Genomic DNA, 15565 nt, shown 5'->3' with positions numbered 1-15565 from the left:
GGTGCTACGAGACGGCCGGTAGGCGGGCGGTCGACCGCCTCCGCGATCACTGAGACCGGTCGTTCGTCTTCGCCGAGGGCGGCCAGAATGGCGAGGCGGGTTCGATCACCGAGCAGGCGCAGCAACGCTGCGGCCGTCTCGACATCGCCTCCGGACGCCGCGGCGGGCGTCGTCGGTTCGCCGGTCAACAAGCACCCTCGAGGTGCGCCGCGCCCGTCTGGCGAGGCTGCTGCGGCACGCGGTGCGAACGGACCGATTTCTACGCCGGACAGGACCGCCCGCGGTGTCCAAGCGGTCGCGACGGCGTCAACCAGGTGATGGCGCCCTTCCCCGTGGCGCACGCACGCCAGGGCGGGACCGGGAGATCTGCCTTCTTGACGGGCTGGCCGTACTGGTCAGGTGTGAGGGTGTGCGCCACCTTGTTGTCGGTACGTACCCGGCTCGAGCGACATGGGTTTCTCCTATGTCAAGCCGCTGCCGCGTATGCGGGTGTGGTGGCGGTTGACTGGTTGTTGTCTGGTTCTTGAGGGTGTTGTAGACGACTCGGGCGAGCCGCCTCTTGAGGCAGCGCAGGGCTTCGGTCTTGGTGTCGCCGGCGGCAAGGCGTTTGTCGTAGTAGGCACGGCCGAGGCCGCCGAGACGTACCTGGGTGATGGCGATGCGGTGCAGGGCGGCGTTGAGCTGGCGGTTGCCGGACTTGTTCATCCGTACCCGGCCGCGGGTGTTCCCGGACCAGACCGGGATCGGGGCGACGCCAGGCGTTCGACAACGCCCTGGCGGAGATCGGTCGTCGCGTCGGCAACCTCGCCCCCCGCCTGTCGCTGCCCACCAATCCCACCAACGTCGCGCCCGACGCGACTCGCTGACCCTGAGGAGATCCCATGTCTGAGCGCCCGAGCGTCATGTTCGTCTGTGTTCACAACGCCGGTCGGTCCCAGATGGCCGCCGCCTGGCTGTCCCACCTCGCCGGCGACGCCGTCGAGGTCCGCTCCGCCGGCTCGGCCCCGGCGGACCAGGTCAACTCCGCCGCCGTCGAGGCCATGGCCGAGGTCGGCATCGACATCTCCGCACAGACGCCCAAGGTGCTGACCACCGAGGCGGTCAGGGAGTCCGACGTCGTCATCACCATGGGCTGCGGCGACGCCTGCCCTATCTTCCCGGGCAAGCGCTACGAGGCCTGGGAGCTCGAGGACCCCGCCGGCAAGAGCGTCGACGGCGTCCGCCCGGTGCGCGACGAGATCAAGACCCGCGTGGAGGGACTGATCGCCAGCCTCCTGCCCACCAGGGCCTGAAGAGCCACCGGAGGGAACGAGCATGAGAGATGTCCTGGCCGTCACCGACGCCACCTTCGACGCGGAGGTTCTGCAGTCCGAGACTCCTGTGCTGGTCGGCATTTGGGCGACCTGGTGGCGCCCCGTGCCGGCGCACTGAGCCAATCATCGATGAGCTCGCCGCCGAGCACGGCGACAAGATCAAGTTCGTCAAGTTCGACGCCGACGCGAACATCGAGACCGTCACCAAGTACGGCGTCGTATCGATCCCGACCTTCAACCTCTACGCCGGCGGCGAGGTCATCAAGTCCCTCATCGGCGCGGACCAAGAAGCAGTTCCTCGACGAGCTCGCCGACTAGGAATGCGGGTTAGCGGCTGAGCTCGTGCTGGCGCTGCCCGGGACCTCGACTCGTGCGCGCCTTGGGCGCCTTTTTCCCGCCGGTCCTCACTACCTCTGAGGGGTGGGTGCCCTGGCTGATGTCGGCGGTCATGCGTGCGGCGACGGTTTCTTGGTCGATGCCGCGCCGTTCGAGGTCGGCGGCGAACGCCTGGCGTCGTTCGGCGCTGTCGTAGCTGTCCTTGCCTGCCTCGCGCGTGGCCGTGGCGAAGTTCTGTTCGCGCTCCGCTGCGAGGGCTGCTTCGTCACGCTCGACGGGGTCGGGTTCGTGTTGCGCGGCCGCGCGCGCTGCCTCGGCGACCTGGTCGGCGTGGTCGGCCTCGGCGACGAGCAGCTGCGCCTCTACCTGCTCCTCGGCGGCGCGCGCCCGTTCGCGCTCGGCTTCGACGCGGCGGGTCTCGGCGCGCTCGAGGGCGACGCGCACGAGGTTGGGGTCGGCCGCGGCACGGTCGACGTCGACGCCGTAGCGGCGCCGGACCGCATCGCGGATCCGGTTTGCGGCCCGGTCTGCCTCGGGGTCCTGCCCGGTCCAGGCGCGGGCGGTGGTCCAGGCGTGCTGGATGCCCTCGGGGCCGGCCTGGTCCCACCACTGAGGTTGGAAGACCGGGGCGAGGTCGGCGCGGGCGGCGGCCTGTTCAGCCTGCAGCCGGGCGGTGAGCTCGCGTGCGTGCTGTTCCTCGGCGACTTCGGCGCGGCGCTTCTGTTCCTCGCGGGCTCGGGCGAGCATCTCGCCCAGGCGTGCGCCGACGGTGACGGCGACGCGCACCGATCCGGTCAGGGCTTCCTCGATGCCGTCTGATTCCTCAGCCATGACGTTCCCCCATCGTGTTGGTCTACCGCTCCGGTCCGCGGTCCTTGTCGTGCCCTGCCAGCTCGTGTCGGCGGGCGGGCTCGATCCGGTTGGGCACCGGGGAGCCGACCGGGCGTGCCGGGGTCTGGCCGGTGGCCGCGATGCGGGCGGCCTCGGCCGCCCGGGCGTCGTGTGCCGGGCCGGCAGGTACGGGCCCGGGCACAGGTGGCAGACGGTCGGCGACCTCGCGCAGGCGCTGCTCGGCGACCTGGCGGATCTGGGCGGCCCGGTGGTGCTCGGCGGAGGCGCGGTGCATGGCGTAGACGGCCTGGGCGAGCATCACCAGCTGACGCAGCAGCGCCGCCTCGGCGACCGCACCTTGACCCGCTGTGGTGGCGGACGCGAGGAGCATCGCCACTCCCCCGATGGACGCCTTTCCGGATGCCTTGGGGTGCACGGACTGGCGGCGCAGCTGCGCCGACTTCGCCAGCGCGTCGGCCGTCGCCGCGAGCGGCCCGGGCACGGTCTCAACCCGGTGCGACCAGGCGGCGAACGCCCCGGCGGTGTCGCGGGCGACCTGAGCCCAGGTGTCGCGGTCGTGGATCGGCACGGCGCGCAGCTGCTCACGCAGCGCGGTGACCTCGCGCGCGTACTGCTCCCACAGTCGAGGGTCGACCTCGCCCGCCTCCCGGCCTGGCGTGACCGGGCGGCGGTTGCGCTTCGCGGCGGTCCACTCCCCCGCCGCGGGGGTGTCGGGCCATGCCTGGCGCAGCCTGGGCAGGGTCAGGTCGCGGGCCAGGTGCCCGCCGCCGTACCAGACGGGCCGCTCGCCGGCCTCGGGCCGTGTGGCGACGGAGTAGCCGGTGACGACGTCCGTGCGGCCGTCCGCGAAACGTGGCCGGACGAGCAGACCGGCCCGGCGCATCCGGCGCACGAACTCGGCCTCGTCCGCGGCCGCCGTCGAGCACCCGCGCACGATCCGGGCGAGCGCGCGGCGCGGCTCGTCTGCCCGCAGCTCCGCAGTGATGCGGGCCTGCTTCTCGGCCGTGGGCAGCTTGTCCCACGGCACCACTCCCCCGCCGTGTCGGCGGTTTCGCTCGTGCTTCGCGCAGGCGCGGCCGCGGGCCTGGGCCTCACGCTCGGCGGGGTCGTAGGCACGCTCGGCGGTGTCCGCCGGCCCGTGCCGGTCCCGGCCCGTAAGGGCACGCTGCCAGGCCTGCTCGGTGGCGAACTGCTTGCGCACCTCGGCGTCCTGCAACTCGTTTGTCAGCTCGTCCCACGGCACCCGCCCGTCCCCTCGGCGGGCGCGCTCCCACTCGGCACGGGTGTGCGCGCGGGCGGTCTCGTACTCGTTCGGTGACAGAGGCAGCAGGTCGTAGTCTCGCTCGAGCTCGCGGGCGACCTCCTGCACGCGCCGGTAGTCGTTGTGGGTGGACGCCTTGGTCCCGTCCTCACGCACCAGGTTGACCGCGAGATGGACGTGGTCGTTGCCCTTCGCCGAGAGTCCGTGACGCACCGCGACCCACCGGCACGGGGCCTTCGTGCCCTCGTGGTCGTCGAAGCCCATACGCCTGATGAACTCCGTGGCGATGGTGCTCCACTGCTCGTCGGTGAGCATCCCTTCCTCCGGGCGCAGCGACAGCGAGCAGTGCCACACGTGCGCGTCCTTCTCACCGACCTTGACGTTCTTGAAGATCCGCTTGCCGGCGTCGTCGTGGCCGACGACCTGGCGCTCGTAGACGCCCGTCATCACGTCGACCCCGAGCGCCTTGTGCGGGCGGTCGAGGTGCTTGGCGATCGCAAGGGCGGCGTCGCGGTCGAGCTCGTTGTCGTCGTGCCAGGCCAGCAGCGCCGAGTCGCCGGCGACCAGGTGCGGCTCGGTGTGCTCGTTGCGTCGTCCCGGCCCGGCCAGGTAGACCATCAGGCCGGCCATCCGGTCGCCCCGGACGATGTGCGGGATCACGACTGCCCCAGCCGGTCGACCGCGTCGTCGATGCGCTCGGCGACCCGGCGTACCGCCCGCAGGGTGGCGACCATCTCTGCCTGCACCTCGCCGGTCGCGTTCATCGCCTTCGCCATCTGGTTGACGTTGTTCGCGATGCCCGCGAGCAGCCGGTGCACGGCGAACAGCTCGACCACCGCGTTGCGCCGTTCGGTGGGCGTCTCCCCCGTCGGTGCCAAGGCCGACTCGATCAACAGCCGGGGCACCGTGACCCGGTGCTCCTCGGCGCGCTGCAGCAGCAGCGCCTCCTCCTCGGGCGTGACCATCACGCGGTGGCTGTGCTGGCGACCGCCAGTCACGTTCGCCCGCCGGCGCCGGACCAAACGGCGCGCCTTCGCAGGTTCTTCCGCCACCGCGACCACCGCCTCTCATGCCCAGCGCAGCGACCCCGCCCCTTGCGGGGATGCACGCCCAGCGTGCCAGTAACGGCCACCGGCCGTCCAGCGATAGCGGCCAGTTACGGCACGTAACTGTATAACTTGCTCCGTCTTGGAGGGGTTGGCGGCTCCGTACGCCTTGGGTGGGCGTCAGCGCCGAAAGGGCTTGGGACGGCGTGGGTTTCGGCCGTCGTCAGTCCGTCGCCTTAGCATGACGGCATGGCGAAGGAACTGAGCGTCGAGGACGCCGAGAAGAAGGCCCGTGAGCTGCTCGACCGACGCATCGCGTCGGTCCGCACGCTCGTCACCGCGCGCCAGAGGCTCAGCGAGCTGCGCGAGCAGGTCGCTGACGCCGAGCGCGAGGACGTGCGCCTGTATAACGCCGCACTCAGCGACGGCTGGTCACCCGAAGAGCTGCGCAGGCTCGGCCTGCCTGAGCCCGAGAAGAAGGCGCGCACCCGTCGCCGCGCGGCGGCCAAGAAGCCGGCCGTCGACACCCCCGCGGTCGACCACCGGGAGCCGGTCCCCGAACCGGCGCTGAACTGAGCGAGACCACGCATGCGTTGCTGGCACCCCCGCTAGTGGAGCGTGTCTCTCCCGGGCGTCCCGGCAAGCGGGGATCAGCTCTCGTCGGCGCGAAGCCGGAGTGCGACCCATAGCCCGCAGCGCCGGCAGATGTGGGCGGGTTCGGCACCGAGGGCGTGGAGAGACTTGCGCGGCCGGAGCCGGCCGCAGCAGGAACACCGTAGCTTCGTGTCGTCGGCCATCTCCGGATGGTGCCACGTGGCCGGATCAGGGCGCGGCCGCGAGTCAGAGGTAGCGGCAGACGTCTCCGGGTGAGCAGGTGGCCGGATCGGCGGCCGCGGCGTCGTCGCGCAGCGCGGCGAGTGTGGTGCGCAGCTGCTGGAGGTCGGCGATCTGCCGGTCGATGTCGTCGAGCCGGCTGGTGAGCAGGTCGGTGACGTGCGTGCACGGTGCCTGGCCGCCGTCGCGGATCTGGAGCACCTCACCGATCTGGGCAAGGGTCAGGCCGGCGGCCTGGCCGCGGCGGATGAAGTTCAGACGGCCCAGCACTCCGGCCTCGTAGTCGCGGTATCCGCCCGGCGTGCGCTCCGCCGGCGGAAGCAGCCCGACGTCCTCGTAGAACCGCAGGGTCTTGGTCGTCGTCCCGGCCACCCGGGCCACCTCACCGATCCGCATGCTGCTCATCCTCCCTCTTGACCTTCCAGCGCACTGGAAGGTCGATTCTGTTCCCGACGACGGCTAAGGGAAGGAAGGTCGATGACAGCGGGCAAGGGGTACGACCTGGCGGTGATCGGGTCCGGTGGTGGGGCGTTCGCGGCGGCCATCCGGGCGACCGCCCTGGGTAAGCGGGTGGTGATGATCGAGCGTGGCACCGTCGGTGGTACCTGCGTGAACACCGGGTGCGTGCCCTCCAAGGCGTTGCTCGCGGCCGCCGAGGCCCGGCACGTCGCCCTGGACGCTGCCCGGTTCCCGGGCCTCACCGCCACGACGCCCGCGGTCGACATGCCCGCGCTGATCGCGGGCAAGGACGACCTGGTCGGTGCTATGCGCCTCGAGAAGTACCTCGACCTCGCCGACGACTACGGGTGGGACCTGCACCAGGGCGACGCCACCTTCACCGGCACCTCCAGCGACCCGGTGCTGCAGGCCACGGCTGCCGACGGCACGGTTGAGACGGTCCGCGCCGACCACTACCTGATCGCCACCGGCTCCACCCCGTGGGCGCCGCCCATCGAGGGACTCGAAGAGACCGGCTATCTCACCTCGACGACCGCGATGGAGCTCGACCATCTGCCCGACTCCCTCCTGGTCATCGGCGGCGGCTACGTCGCGCTCGAGCAGGCCCAGCTCTTCGCCCGCCTCGGCACCCGCGTGACCATGCTGGTCCGCTCCCGGCTCGCCTCCCACGAGGAGCCCGAGGCCTCCGAGGCGCTCCTCGAGGTCTTCGCCGACGACGGCATCCAGGTGATCCGCCGGGCCGCGCCAACCGGCGTGCGCCGCGACGGGGCCACGGGCGAGGTCGTCGTCACCGCCACCGTCGCCGGCGCCAACCAGGAGCTACGGGCCGCCGAGCTGCTCGTAGCCACCGGCCGGCGAGCCGTCACCACCGGGCTCGGCCTCGACACGGTCGGGGTGGAGACCGGCGACCGGGCCGAGGTCGCCGTCGACGCGCAGCTACGGACCACCAACCCGCGGATCTGGGCCGCCGGCGACGTCACCGGGCACCGCGAGTTCGTCTACGTCGCCGCCGCGCACGGCACCCTCGCCGTCGACAACGCCCTCACAGACGCCCACCGCGAGGTCGACTACCGACATCTCCCCCGGGTCCTCTTCACCAGTCCCTCCCTCGCGGCCGTCGGGATGACCGACAGGCAGGCCACCGAGGCCGGGATCCGGTGCGAGTGCCGCGTCCTGCCCCTGGCCCACGTGCCCCGCGCCATGGTCAACAGGGACACCCGAGGCCTGATCAAGATGGTCATCGACGCCGACACCGGCCGCATCGTCGGCATCACGGCTCTCGCAAAGGACGCCGGGGACCTCGCCGCCGCGGGCGTGTATATCCTCGAGGCCAGCATGACCGTCGAGCAGGTCGCCAACCTCTGGAGCCCGTACCTCACCATGGCTGAAGGGCTCAAGCTCACCGCCCAATCCTTCACCACCGACGTCACGAGGCTCTCGTGCTGTGCGGCCTGAGCGACCACCTGCAGAATGACCAGACCCGCCGAACTGCCGGTAGAAGGGCAGACTCGGCGCCATGTGTGGCCGCTACGCAAACGCCCGGTGATCGTCCCTCCCGACCCATCGCCGACCGGCTCAGCCGTCCATCACCGACATGGCCGACGTGCGCGCGCGCTCGTCGACGCGATGCCTGAGCTCCACCTGATCCCATGCCTGGTGGCAAGGCGTCGGCTCGATCCGAGCGAGTGAGCCTCAGCTTGGCCGGGGTGCGTACATGATGACGGCGACACCGACGAGGCAGACGAGGGCACCAAGGAGGTCCCAGCGGTCGGGGCGGAAGCCATCCATGAGCATGCCCCAGGCGAGCGAGCCCGCGACGAACACGCCGCCGTAGGCAGCGAGGATCCGGCCGAAATGGGCGTCGGGCTGAAGAGTGGCCACGAAGCCGTACAGGCCGAGCGCGATGGCACCGGCACCGATCCAGATCCAGCCCTTGTGCTCGCGCACTCCTTGCCAGACGAGCCACGCGCCACCGATCTCGAAGAGGGCGGCGATCGCGAAGAGCAGGATGGAACGTAGCGGCATGGCGGTCTCCCTTACGGCATCGACACGACGCTATCGGGAGCCGCTCGACTTCTTCACACCCCGTGGCTGTGAGGCTGCGCGCTAACAGGCACCAGCGTCAAGCCCGAAGTCGAGGTCGTCTGCGCTAGGGACCGGATCTTCTTGCGGACGGCGAGCGAGCCGGCCGAGGCCGGGGAGAAACCGCCCCACGGTGGCGGCGTAGCTCGCATAGGCCTGCCCCTGGGTGCGTAACAGGTAGGGCTCCTCGACGACTCGGACCTGGAGCTCGACGGCGACGAGCAGACACAACAACGCCGCCGTGGTGACCGCGGAGGGGACGAGCAAGGTCATGCCCAGCAGGGCCGCGAGCATGGGCGGTGAAGAACGGGTTGCGGACGACCGAGAACGCACCCGATGTGACAAGGTCGGTGCGTTCGGCGGCATCGATGCCGACCCGTCAGGAGGCACCCATGCCGGCCTGAGCGGCCAGGACACCGACGAAACCGGCGGCGGCGACGACCAGGGCGACCGCGGGGTCGGCCCACCACCAGCCGAGCACGGCGTTGAGTTGAGCCCGGCCAGGACCGTCACCGACACGGCGTTGGACATCCACGTCTCGATGGACTGCGCCACCAGCACCGGATTGTCCAGGGCCCGCCCGGTCCGCCGCTGCGCCATCGCGACCGGGATCATCACGACCAGGGCGACCACGTTCGAGCACGATGCCCAGCAGGGACTCCCCGGCCTTGTCCTGCGTGAGGAGATCACGAACGGGCTCCAACACCACGTAGGCGGCCAGCGCGTAGAAGGTGACGGCGATGGCGCGCGGCGCCGGTCGCTGCCGCGCCCGGGCGCCGGCCCGCAGCTGCCAGATCACCACCGCGGCGGCGGAGACCTCGATGGCCGAGTGGATGCCGAACCCGACAGCGCGTGGAGTTCGCCATCACCCCGGCAGTCACGGCGACGACGCCCTCGATGACGTCCCAGACCACGATGAACCACGCCAGGGCCAGCCCCGCCGAACCGCCGCGCGTTCACCCTGGCCGGTCACGCCGGATTCTCGGCCCTGTCGCCGCCGGTGAGGCTGGCCAGCACGAGTGCCGCGGCCCCACCGGTGATGAAGACGTCGGCCAGGTTGAAGGTGGGGAACCAACCGGTGTGCAGGTAGTCGGTCACCACCCCGTCGCCGGCCCGGTCGAGCAGGTTGGCCACCGCACCGGCCAGGATCGCGGCCAGCGCCAGCCGCGCGGGCAGCGTCGCGGTTCGGACCGCCCGCCAGGCGAAGACCGCCAGCCCGACGATGATCAGCCCGGTCACGCCGAGCACGACACCGGCCGGCAGGTTGGCGCCGAGGCTGAACGCCACCCCAGAGTTGAAGCCCAGACGCAGCTGGACGGGCCCGAGGTCCACCGTTTGACCGCCGGACAGGGCCCCGCCCGCCCACGCCTTCAGGCCCAGGTCCACCGCGGCGAGCAGCGCGACGGTGGCGACCAGGGCAACCCGCGCCCGAGCCACCGTGATCGTCTTGGCGGGTTCGTGTGTGGTCACGAGGACACTCCCTTCAGCTCGGTGATCGTGTCCCCTGGCTCGGTGGTCGCGTCGCCCCCTGCTCGGCTGGCAGGCGGCGAGAGGGCCGCGTGGCCATCGCCCTCTACCCCGGCAAGCAAGATGGTGGCGGTGGTCACGGACACGGTCGCGGCCGCCTCCGGTGGGTGGGGTGCGCGTGCACGTGGCTCACGATCTGCTCCTTCGAAACTTTGCCGAGGTCGTGGGGTGGCGGGCCTACAGGCCGAAGGCGCCGCCCTCGACGAGGATGACCACGCCCAGTCCGATGAGGACGACCGGGAACAGGACGTGCTCCCAGCGCTCCAGGATCTCGGCGATGGGTCTGCGGGTGGCGACGAACTTCGCCAGCATCACCAGTACGGCGACGAGGATGAGGAAGACGATCGAGTAGGCGATGATCGCCCCGGTGCCGACGGTGAGGAAGACCGGGACGTAGACGCCGATGTTGTCCCCGCCGTTGGCGAAGGTGACGCCGGCGACCGTCCACACGCTGATCGCCTTGCCGGCGACCTTCTCGTCGTCGTCATCGTCGTCGTCCCCGCGCCAGGCCTTCCAGGCCGCGTACAGGCCGAGCGCCAGCGGGATGAGACCGAAGTACGCGATCGCGTCCTCTGGCAGGAAGGTGGCCGCGCCCAGGGAGACCAGGACCGAGGCGGCGAGGATGGCGCCGAAGCCGAGGTACTGGCCGGCGAGGATCTTCCCCGTGGTGCCGCGCATACCGGCGCCGCGGGCGAAGAACAACGACAGCACGATGATGTCGTCGATGTTGGTGGCCAGGAACAGGCCGATCGCCTGCAGGACCGGGGCGAGCAATTCCATGACTGCCTTTCGGGGATTACCGGCGCAGCCGCCGGTGCGTGTGCGGGCGGGCACGAGAGGAGGGGCCGTGGTGTCGTGGCCACGGCCCTCTCGGCCGCATTCGTGAGCCGCCGGGCCGTCGGCCCGGGGGCGGGTCAGCTGTGGGCGGGGGCCGGTGTCGCGGTGACGGACGTGGTCGAAGGGCTGATGGTGCGCAGGTCCTTGGACCGGCCGGCCCGGACGCCGTTGGCGATGACGACGACCTCGGCGAGCTCGTGGACCAGGACGACCGCGGCCAGGCCCAGGACGCCGGCCAGGGCGAGCGGGATGAGGACGGCGATGAGGGCCAGGGACAGGCCGACGTTCTGCAGCATGATCCGCCGTGAGCGGCGGGCGTGCGCGAAGGCCTGCGGCAGCAGCCGCAGATCGTCCCCCATCAGGGCCACGTCGGCGGTCTCGATCGCCACGTCGCTGCCCATGGCGCCCATCGCCACGCCGAGGTCGGCGGTGGCCAGGGCGGGGGCGTCGTTGACACCGTCCCCGACCATCGCGGTGGCCCCCTTGTCGCGGAGCTCACCGACCAGGCGCGACTTGTCCTCCGGGCGCAGCTCGGCGTGCACGGTGGTGATGCCGGCCTCGGCGGCCAGCGCCTGGGCGGTGGCCGTGTTGTCGCCGGTCAGCATGGTCACGGTGTACCCCTCGCGGCCCAGGCGTGCGACGACCTCCGGCGCCTCGGGGCGCAGCTCGTCGCGCACCGCGATGACGCCGAGCACCCGGCCGTCGACCTCGAGGACCACGGCGGTGGCCCCGGCCTGCTGCATGGCGGTGACCTCTGCGGCGAGCCCGGCCGGGTCGATCCACCCGGGTCGCCCGAGCCGCACGCGCCGGGCCCCGATGGTGCCGGTCAGCCCGGCGCCGGTCACGGCCTCGACCTCGGCCGCCACCGGCACGGAATCAGCCGCGGCGAGGATGGCCCGGGCCAGCGGGTGCTCGCTGCGGGCCTCGAGCCCAGCCGCCAGTGAGAGCACCTCCTCGCGGGAGGCACCCGCGGTCGTGGCGACATCGACGACGACCGGCCGGTTCGCGGTCAGGGTCCCGGTCTTGTCCAGGGCGATGGTGCGAATCCGACCAAGGGTCTCCAGGGCGGCCCCGCCCTTGATCAGCACCCCGAACCGGCTGCCGGCGCCGACCGCGGAGACCACCGAGACCGGGACGGAGATCGCCAGGGCGCACGGGGACGCGGCGACCAGGACCACCAGCGCCCGCTCGATCCACAACCCGGGGTCACCCGCGAGAGAGCCGATGACGGCGATAAGGGCGGCGAGGATCATGATGCCGGGCACCAGCGGCTTGGCGACCTTGTCGGCCAGGCGCTGGGTCGCGCCCTTGCGGGACTGCTCGGCCTCGACGATGTGGACGATACGCGCGAGGGAGTTGTTCTCGGCGGTCGTGGTGACCGCGACCTCGAGGGCGCCGGTGCCGTTGATGGATCCGGCGTAGACCTCGCTGCCCGGGCCGGCCTCGACGGGCATGGACTCCCCGGTGATGGCCGAGACGTCCAGCGCGGTGCGCCCGGCGAGAATGGTCCCGTCGGTGGCGAGGCGCTCACCGGGCTTGACGAGCATGACGTCGCCGACGCGCAGGTCCTTGGGGGAGACGCTGACCTCGACACCGTCGCGGCGAACGGTGGCTCGCTCCGGAACGAGCGAGAGCAGGGCCCGCAGACCCCCGCGGGTCTTGGCCAGCGAGTACTCCTCCAGGCCCTCGCTGATGGAGTACAGGAACGCCAGCATCGCGGCCTCCTGCACCTCCCCGAGCAGCACCGCACCGACCGCGGCGATGGTCATCAGGGTGCCGACCCCGATCCGGCCCTTGACCAGGGCGCGCAGCGTCCCGGGGACGAAGGTGGACGCACCCACCACCAGAGCGACGATGTTCAGCCCGAGCGCCCAGCCGTCCTGCCCGGCCCAGGAGAGCAGGAAGCCGGCGGCCAGCAGCACGCCGGACACGGCAGCCCCGCGGATCTCGTCGACGTCCCACAGCCGCTCGACAGCCTCGCCGTGCTCGTCGTCGTTGGTGTCGGTGTGCTCGTCCTCGTCGTGGGCGCAGCAGGCGTCGCTCATCGGGCGCTCTCCAGATTCTCGTGAGGCTTCAGGTGCTCCGCGTCCGGGGTGCTGGTGGCGCCGATGCCGTAGTTCGGGCACAGCTCGACGGCGTACCCGGTCGAGGCCAGCAGGTGTTCCGCCGCCGCCAGGACCGCGAGCAGCTCCGGGGCCGTGGTCAGGGAGAATATCGACGCCCGCCCCTCCGGACGGGACGTCACCAGGCCACAGTCGCGCAGGCACGCCAGGTGCGCGCTCACGGTCGACTGAGCCAGCCCGAGGTGCTCGGTCAGGTCCCGCACCCGGTGCTCCCCCACGGTCAGGTGCTGCAGAATCGCCAGCCGGGCCGGGTCAGACAGCCCATGGAACAACGCCGCCGCCGGCGCCAGCGTGGCGGGATCGACCGCACCCCGCTCCCCGCTGACATCGGCATTAGATGTTTGCATCGTCATATGACGATACTAAGCACGGGTCGGTTCGGGATCAACCGCGGACCGTGGACCGGTGGAGAACCGAAGGGATGCCAAGGATGATGTCGGCAGATGTGGCCGCGGGGTTGGCCCTGGGCCTGTACGGCGCGGGCCTGGTAATAATGTTCGGGTTTCGCTCGTGGGCGCACCGCCGCCGGACCGGTTCGAGCGGCTTTCGCGGGCTCTCCGGCCCGTCGGGGTCGTGCGAGTGGTGGGGTGGCGTCCTCTTCGCCGCGGCGCTGGCGCTCGGCGCGCTGAGCCCTGTTCTGGCCTTGTCGGGTGTCGTTGGGGTGTACGCGTGGACGCCGGGATGGCTGAGCTGGGTTGGCCTGCTCGCCGTGATCGCCGCCATCGCGGGTGTGCTGATCGCTCAGTCCGGGATGGGCGCCTCGTGGCGCATCGGCGTCGACGCGGACGAACGCACCGACCTGGTGACCACCGGGCCCTTCGCCAAGGTTCGCAACCCCATCTTCTCCGCGATGATCACAGCCCTGCTGGGTATGACGCTCATGGTCCCCAGCGTCCTGACCGTGGCAGCCCTTCTCGCCCTGGTGGTCGCGGTCGAGCTCCAGGTCCGCTTCGTCGAGGAGCCATACCTGGTGCGGGTGCACGGAATGGCATACCTCTCCTACGCCCGCACTGTCGGCCGGTTCGTCCCTGGACTAGGACGGCTGAAGCAGCTCGGTGCCGAGAACCGTCGTCAGTAAGACCCAACCTCTCAGGAGATCACCTATGCCCAAGATGTCCGGGCTCGAAACGACGTTCTGCCGTAGTGCTCTGTGGAGACGGTTCGCACGCGACGTCGCCCTGCCCTGGTCTCTTCAAGGGCAAGACGTCAGCGGAGATGTGCTAGAGCTCGGCGCTGGCAGCGGAGAGATGGCTGCAGCGCTGTTGCAGCGGTCGCCTGAAGTTCGTCTCACGCTGACCGACATCGACGAGCGCATGGTCGCCACAGCGCGCGACCGCTTCACAAGAAACCCGCGCCCAAAGGTGGAGCAGACGGACTCAACGGCGCTTCACTACGCGGACTCATCATTCGACTTCGTCCTCAGCTTCTTGATGCTGCACCACGTCGTGAACTGGCAGCCCGCCGTCGCGGAAGCGGCTCGAGTGCTGAAGCCAGGCGGCATGCTGATCGGCTACGACCTGACCGCCTCGCCGGCCGCCAAGCTGCTGCACCTCGTTGACCGGTCACCCCACCAGCTCGTGCAGCCCGCCGAACTTGCTCCCACCGCGCGCGACATAGGCCTCGACGTCTCAATCCGTACCGGTTGGGCAGGCCAGGTCATGCGATTCCTTGCGAGGAAGTGCTAGTCGGGTCCGGCCTCCCAGACTCGGGAAGCTGCGCTGCACTTGGCCCGCTCACATGTACTGAGCGGCAAGGTCTATCCACCTGGGCGGCTGCGCGGCCTCATGCCACAGGAACGCCGGTAAGCACGCGGCCTCCCACCCCCGTCACCGCCACCGTGCCGTCTGGGTGCCCCGCCCGGGCAAGGACGGACTAGGGCAGGGTCTGCCAGTACGTCCAGAACTGGAAGAGGATGAGCGTGGCGATGGTGAGGTACCAGCCGGTGAGGATGACCCGTGGTACCCGGCGACACCTCGAGCGGCTCGGCGCACCGGCCCGGGGAGCGACGCGTGAGCGGCGCGGAGGTTGTGCAGGGTGGTGTACCAGAACACCGCGATGGTCACGACCCACACCACCATGCAGTACGGGCACAGCGCCTCGATGCGGTACAGGCTCTGGAAGATCAGCCAGTGCACGAAGACCACACCGAAGGTGACGCCTGCCTGCAGACCCAGCCAGAACCAGCGCCGGTAGCCGGCGCCTGCGAGGAGCCCCACCCCCACCGTGGTGACGACCGCGAAGCCCGTGACGCCGATGAGCGGGTTCGGCACGCCGAAGGCCTCGGCCTGCGGGGTCTCATGACCGAGCCGCAGCTGAGCACCGGGTTGATGCTGCAGCTCGGCACGTAGTTGGGGTCGGCGACCAGGGCGATCTTCTCGACGAGCAGCACCACGGCCGCGACCAGACCCACCAACCCGCCCAGTGCCAGCAGCACCGCCAGGTGGCGGGGTGCCCCACCGCCGATGCCGACCGCGACGTCGTCGGTGGTACCGACGTGCGCAGTGGGCGCCGCCACCGGGTCAGCCCTCAAGGGCGGCGTCGATCAGCGCACGGAACTCGTCGGGGGACGCCGGCGAGATCATCTCGCCGTTGAGGAAGAACGTCGGGGTGCCCTGCACCCCTAGGGCCAGGCCGTCGGACATGTCCTGCTGAACGCGTTCGAGCGTCGCCGGATCCGCCACCGCCTCGTCGTACGCCGCCATGTCGAGCCCGAGGTCCTCAGCGAAGGTGCGGAACAGGTCGGCCTTGGAGGTCTGCTGCTCCCCCCACTCAGCCTCGATCCACCGGTCGGCTTTCGTCGGTCATTCTGAGTCGTTCGGCGTGAAGCATTTCGTGTGCGGGCATGGAGGACTCGCCGGTCTGCCCGGCTTTTCCACTTCGGGTTCCTCGGTCGTG

Annotated in this window: 16 protein-coding genes and 4 pseudogenes; 6 read left to right on the top strand and 14 right to left on the bottom strand. The window is 70.8% G+C overall.

Annotated features, from left to right (window positions below; genetic code table 11):
* Positions 1–519 precede the first annotated feature (519 nt).
* Positions 520–765: pseudogene (locus ABD774_RS21870) on the bottom strand (transposase); the annotation flags it as partial.
* 116 nt (positions 766–881) lie between these two features.
* On the opposite strand from ABD774_RS21870, the gene ABD774_RS17425 reads away from it, so the two are divergent.
* Both ABD774_RS17425 and ABD774_RS17420 read left to right on the top strand, forming a co-directional pair.
* On the top strand, positions 882–1292 hold the full coding sequence (locus tag ABD774_RS17425) for an arsenate reductase ArsC (protein WP_345043984.1): 411 nt from the start codon (positions 882–884) through the stop codon (positions 1290–1292).
* Between the two features lie 22 nt (positions 1293–1314).
* A pseudogene (locus ABD774_RS17420) lies at positions 1315–1651 on the top strand (thioredoxin family protein).
* On the opposite strand, the gene ABD774_RS17415 reads toward ABD774_RS17420, so the two are convergent.
* The 3 genes from ABD774_RS17415 to ABD774_RS17405 form a co-directional block, all read right to left on the bottom strand.
* Positions 1641–2435 (bottom strand): hypothetical protein, encoded by a 795-nt coding sequence (locus ABD774_RS17415; protein ID WP_345043981.1) that lies wholly within the window; start codon positions 2433–2435, stop codon positions 1641–1643. The pseudogene ABD774_RS17420 and the gene ABD774_RS17415 overlap by 11 nt on opposite strands.
* Positions 2436–2502: 67 nt before the next feature.
* Entirely contained in the window at positions 2503–4422 is a 1920-nt protein-coding gene (locus ABD774_RS17410) for a relaxase/mobilization nuclease domain-containing protein (protein ID WP_345043979.1), read from the bottom strand.
* Complete coding sequence (locus ABD774_RS17405) at positions 4419–4823, bottom strand: MobC family plasmid mobilization relaxosome protein (protein ID WP_345043976.1); 405 nt, start codon at positions 4821–4823, stop codon at positions 4419–4421. The genes ABD774_RS17410 and ABD774_RS17405 overlap by 4 nt, the downstream gene beginning before the upstream one ends.
* Before the next feature lie 234 nt (positions 4824–5057).
* Between ABD774_RS17405 and ABD774_RS17400 the strand changes: the two genes are divergently transcribed.
* Positions 5058–5384 (top strand): hypothetical protein, encoded by a 327-nt coding sequence (locus ABD774_RS17400; RefSeq protein WP_345043974.1) that lies wholly within the window; start codon positions 5058–5060, stop codon positions 5382–5384.
* A gap of 264 nt (positions 5385–5648) precedes the next feature.
* On the opposite strand, the gene ABD774_RS17395 is transcribed toward ABD774_RS17400, so the two are convergent.
* Positions 5649–6038 carry a heavy metal-responsive transcriptional regulator gene (locus ABD774_RS17395; RefSeq protein WP_345044087.1) on the bottom strand — a complete coding sequence of 130 codons (390 nt, stop codon included), beginning with the start codon at positions 6036–6038 and terminating at the stop codon, positions 5649–5651.
* Between the two features lie 81 nt (positions 6039–6119).
* Here ABD774_RS17395 and merA point away from each other — a divergent pair, with 81 nt between their 5' ends.
* Positions 6120–7556: a mercury(II) reductase gene (gene merA / locus ABD774_RS17390; RefSeq protein WP_345043971.1), complete on the top strand. Its 1437-nt coding sequence runs from the start codon at positions 6120–6122 to the stop codon at positions 7554–7556.
* 237 nt (positions 7557–7793) lie between these two features.
* Here the strand turns inward: merA and ABD774_RS17385 are convergent, their stop codons facing one another.
* The 7 genes from ABD774_RS17385 to ABD774_RS17355 all read right to left on the bottom strand — a co-directional run bounded on the left by ABD774_RS17385 (position 7794) and on the right by ABD774_RS17355 (position 13017).
* Entirely contained in the window at positions 7794–8126 is a 333-nt protein-coding gene (locus tag ABD774_RS17385; protein ID WP_345043969.1) for a YnfA family protein, read from the bottom strand.
* Between the two features lie 81 nt (positions 8127–8207).
* Positions 8208–8477, bottom strand: coding sequence for a methyltransferase family protein (locus ABD774_RS17380; protein WP_345043967.1), 270 nt, complete (start codon positions 8475–8477; stop codon positions 8208–8210).
* Between the two features lie 85 nt (positions 8478–8562).
* Positions 8563–8985, bottom strand: coding sequence for a hypothetical protein (locus ABD774_RS17375; protein ID WP_345043965.1), 423 nt, complete (start codon positions 8983–8985; stop codon positions 8563–8565).
* 167 nt (positions 8986–9152) lie between these two features.
* A complete protein-coding gene (gene lspA / locus ABD774_RS17370) occupies positions 9153–9653 on the bottom strand; it encodes a signal peptidase II (RefSeq protein ID WP_345043962.1) in 501 nt (166 codons plus the stop codon).
* A gap of 234 nt (positions 9654–9887) precedes the next feature.
* On the bottom strand, positions 9888–10490 hold the full coding sequence (locus tag ABD774_RS17365) for a cadmium resistance transporter (protein ID WP_345043959.1): 603 nt from the start codon (positions 10488–10490) through the stop codon (positions 9888–9890).
* A gap of 134 nt (positions 10491–10624) precedes the next feature.
* Positions 10625–12592, bottom strand: coding sequence for a heavy metal translocating P-type ATPase (locus tag ABD774_RS17360; RefSeq protein WP_345043957.1), 1968 nt, complete (start codon positions 12590–12592; stop codon positions 10625–10627).
* Positions 12589–13017: an ArsR/SmtB family transcription factor gene (locus ABD774_RS17355; RefSeq protein ID WP_345044084.1), complete on the bottom strand. Its 429-nt coding sequence runs from the start codon at positions 13015–13017 to the stop codon at positions 12589–12591. Before ABD774_RS17355 ends, ABD774_RS17360 begins: the two co-directional genes overlap by 4 nt.
* An 86-nt stretch (positions 13018–13103) precedes the next feature.
* Here ABD774_RS17355 and ABD774_RS17350 point away from each other — a divergent pair, with 86 nt between their 5' ends.
* Both ABD774_RS17350 and ABD774_RS17345 read left to right on the top strand, forming a co-directional pair.
* A complete protein-coding gene (locus ABD774_RS17350; RefSeq protein WP_486327339.1) occupies positions 13104–13748 on the top strand; it encodes a methyltransferase family protein in 645 nt (214 codons plus the stop codon).
* 25 nt (positions 13749–13773) lie between these two features.
* A complete protein-coding gene (locus tag ABD774_RS17345) occupies positions 13774–14355 on the top strand; it encodes a class I SAM-dependent methyltransferase (RefSeq protein ID WP_345043952.1) in 582 nt (193 codons plus the stop codon).
* 187 nt (positions 14356–14542) lie between these two features.
* Here ABD774_RS17345 and ABD774_RS17340 read toward each other — a convergent pair.
* Together ABD774_RS17340 and ABD774_RS17335 are read right to left on the bottom strand one after the other, a co-directional pair.
* Positions 14543–15134: pseudogene (locus ABD774_RS17340) on the bottom strand (vitamin K epoxide reductase family protein).
* A gap of 55 nt (positions 15135–15189) precedes the next feature.
* Positions 15190–15447: pseudogene (locus ABD774_RS17335) on the bottom strand (DsbA family protein); the annotation flags it as partial.
* Positions 15448–15565 lie beyond the last annotated feature (118 nt).

Origin of the sequence: Georgenia daeguensis, from assembly GCF_039537705.1 — a bacterium.
In the GTDB taxonomy this organism is placed as follows: Bacteria; Actinomycetota; Actinomycetes; order Actinomycetales; family Actinomycetaceae; genus Georgenia; species Georgenia daeguensis.
Note: the sequence above shows the minus strand (reverse complement) of the source record. Positions and strands in the feature narration are given on the sequence as shown.

Coding starts and splice junctions, on each gene's coding strand:
- ABD774_RS17385 (WP_345043969.1), bottom strand. CDS start 8,126: ATGCCGCTACGTTCCATCCTGCTCTTCGCGATCGCCGCCCTCTTCGAG.
- ABD774_RS17365 (WP_345043959.1), bottom strand. CDS start 10,490: ATGGAATTGCTCGCCCCGGTCCTGCAGGCGATCGGCCTGTTCCTGGCC.
- ABD774_RS17395 (WP_345044087.1), bottom strand. CDS start 6,038: ATGCGGATCGGTGAGGTGGCCCGGGTGGCCGGGACGACGACCAAGACC.
- ABD774_RS17355 (WP_345044084.1), bottom strand. CDS start 13,017: ATGCAAACATCTAATGCCGATGTCAGCGGGGAGCGGGGTGCGGTCGAT.
- ABD774_RS17345 (WP_345043952.1), top strand. CDS start 13,774: ATGCCCAAGATGTCCGGGCTCGAAACGACGTTCTGCCGTAGTGCTCTG.
- ABD774_RS17425 (WP_345043984.1), top strand. CDS start 882: ATGTCTGAGCGCCCGAGCGTCATGTTCGTCTGTGTTCACAACGCCGGT.
- merA (WP_345043971.1), top strand. CDS start 6,120: ATGACAGCGGGCAAGGGGTACGACCTGGCGGTGATCGGGTCCGGTGGT.
- ABD774_RS17350 (WP_486327339.1), top strand. CDS start 13,104: ATGTCGGCAGATGTGGCCGCGGGGTTGGCCCTGGGCCTGTACGGCGCG.
- ABD774_RS17360 (WP_345043957.1), bottom strand. CDS start 12,592: ATGAGCGACGCCTGCTGCGCCCACGACGAGGACGAGCACACCGACACC.
- ABD774_RS17400 (WP_345043974.1), top strand. CDS start 5,058: ATGGCGAAGGAACTGAGCGTCGAGGACGCCGAGAAGAAGGCCCGTGAG.
- ABD774_RS17380 (WP_345043967.1), bottom strand. CDS start 8,477: ATGCTCGCGGCCCTGCTGGGCATGACCTTGCTCGTCCCCTCCGCGGTC.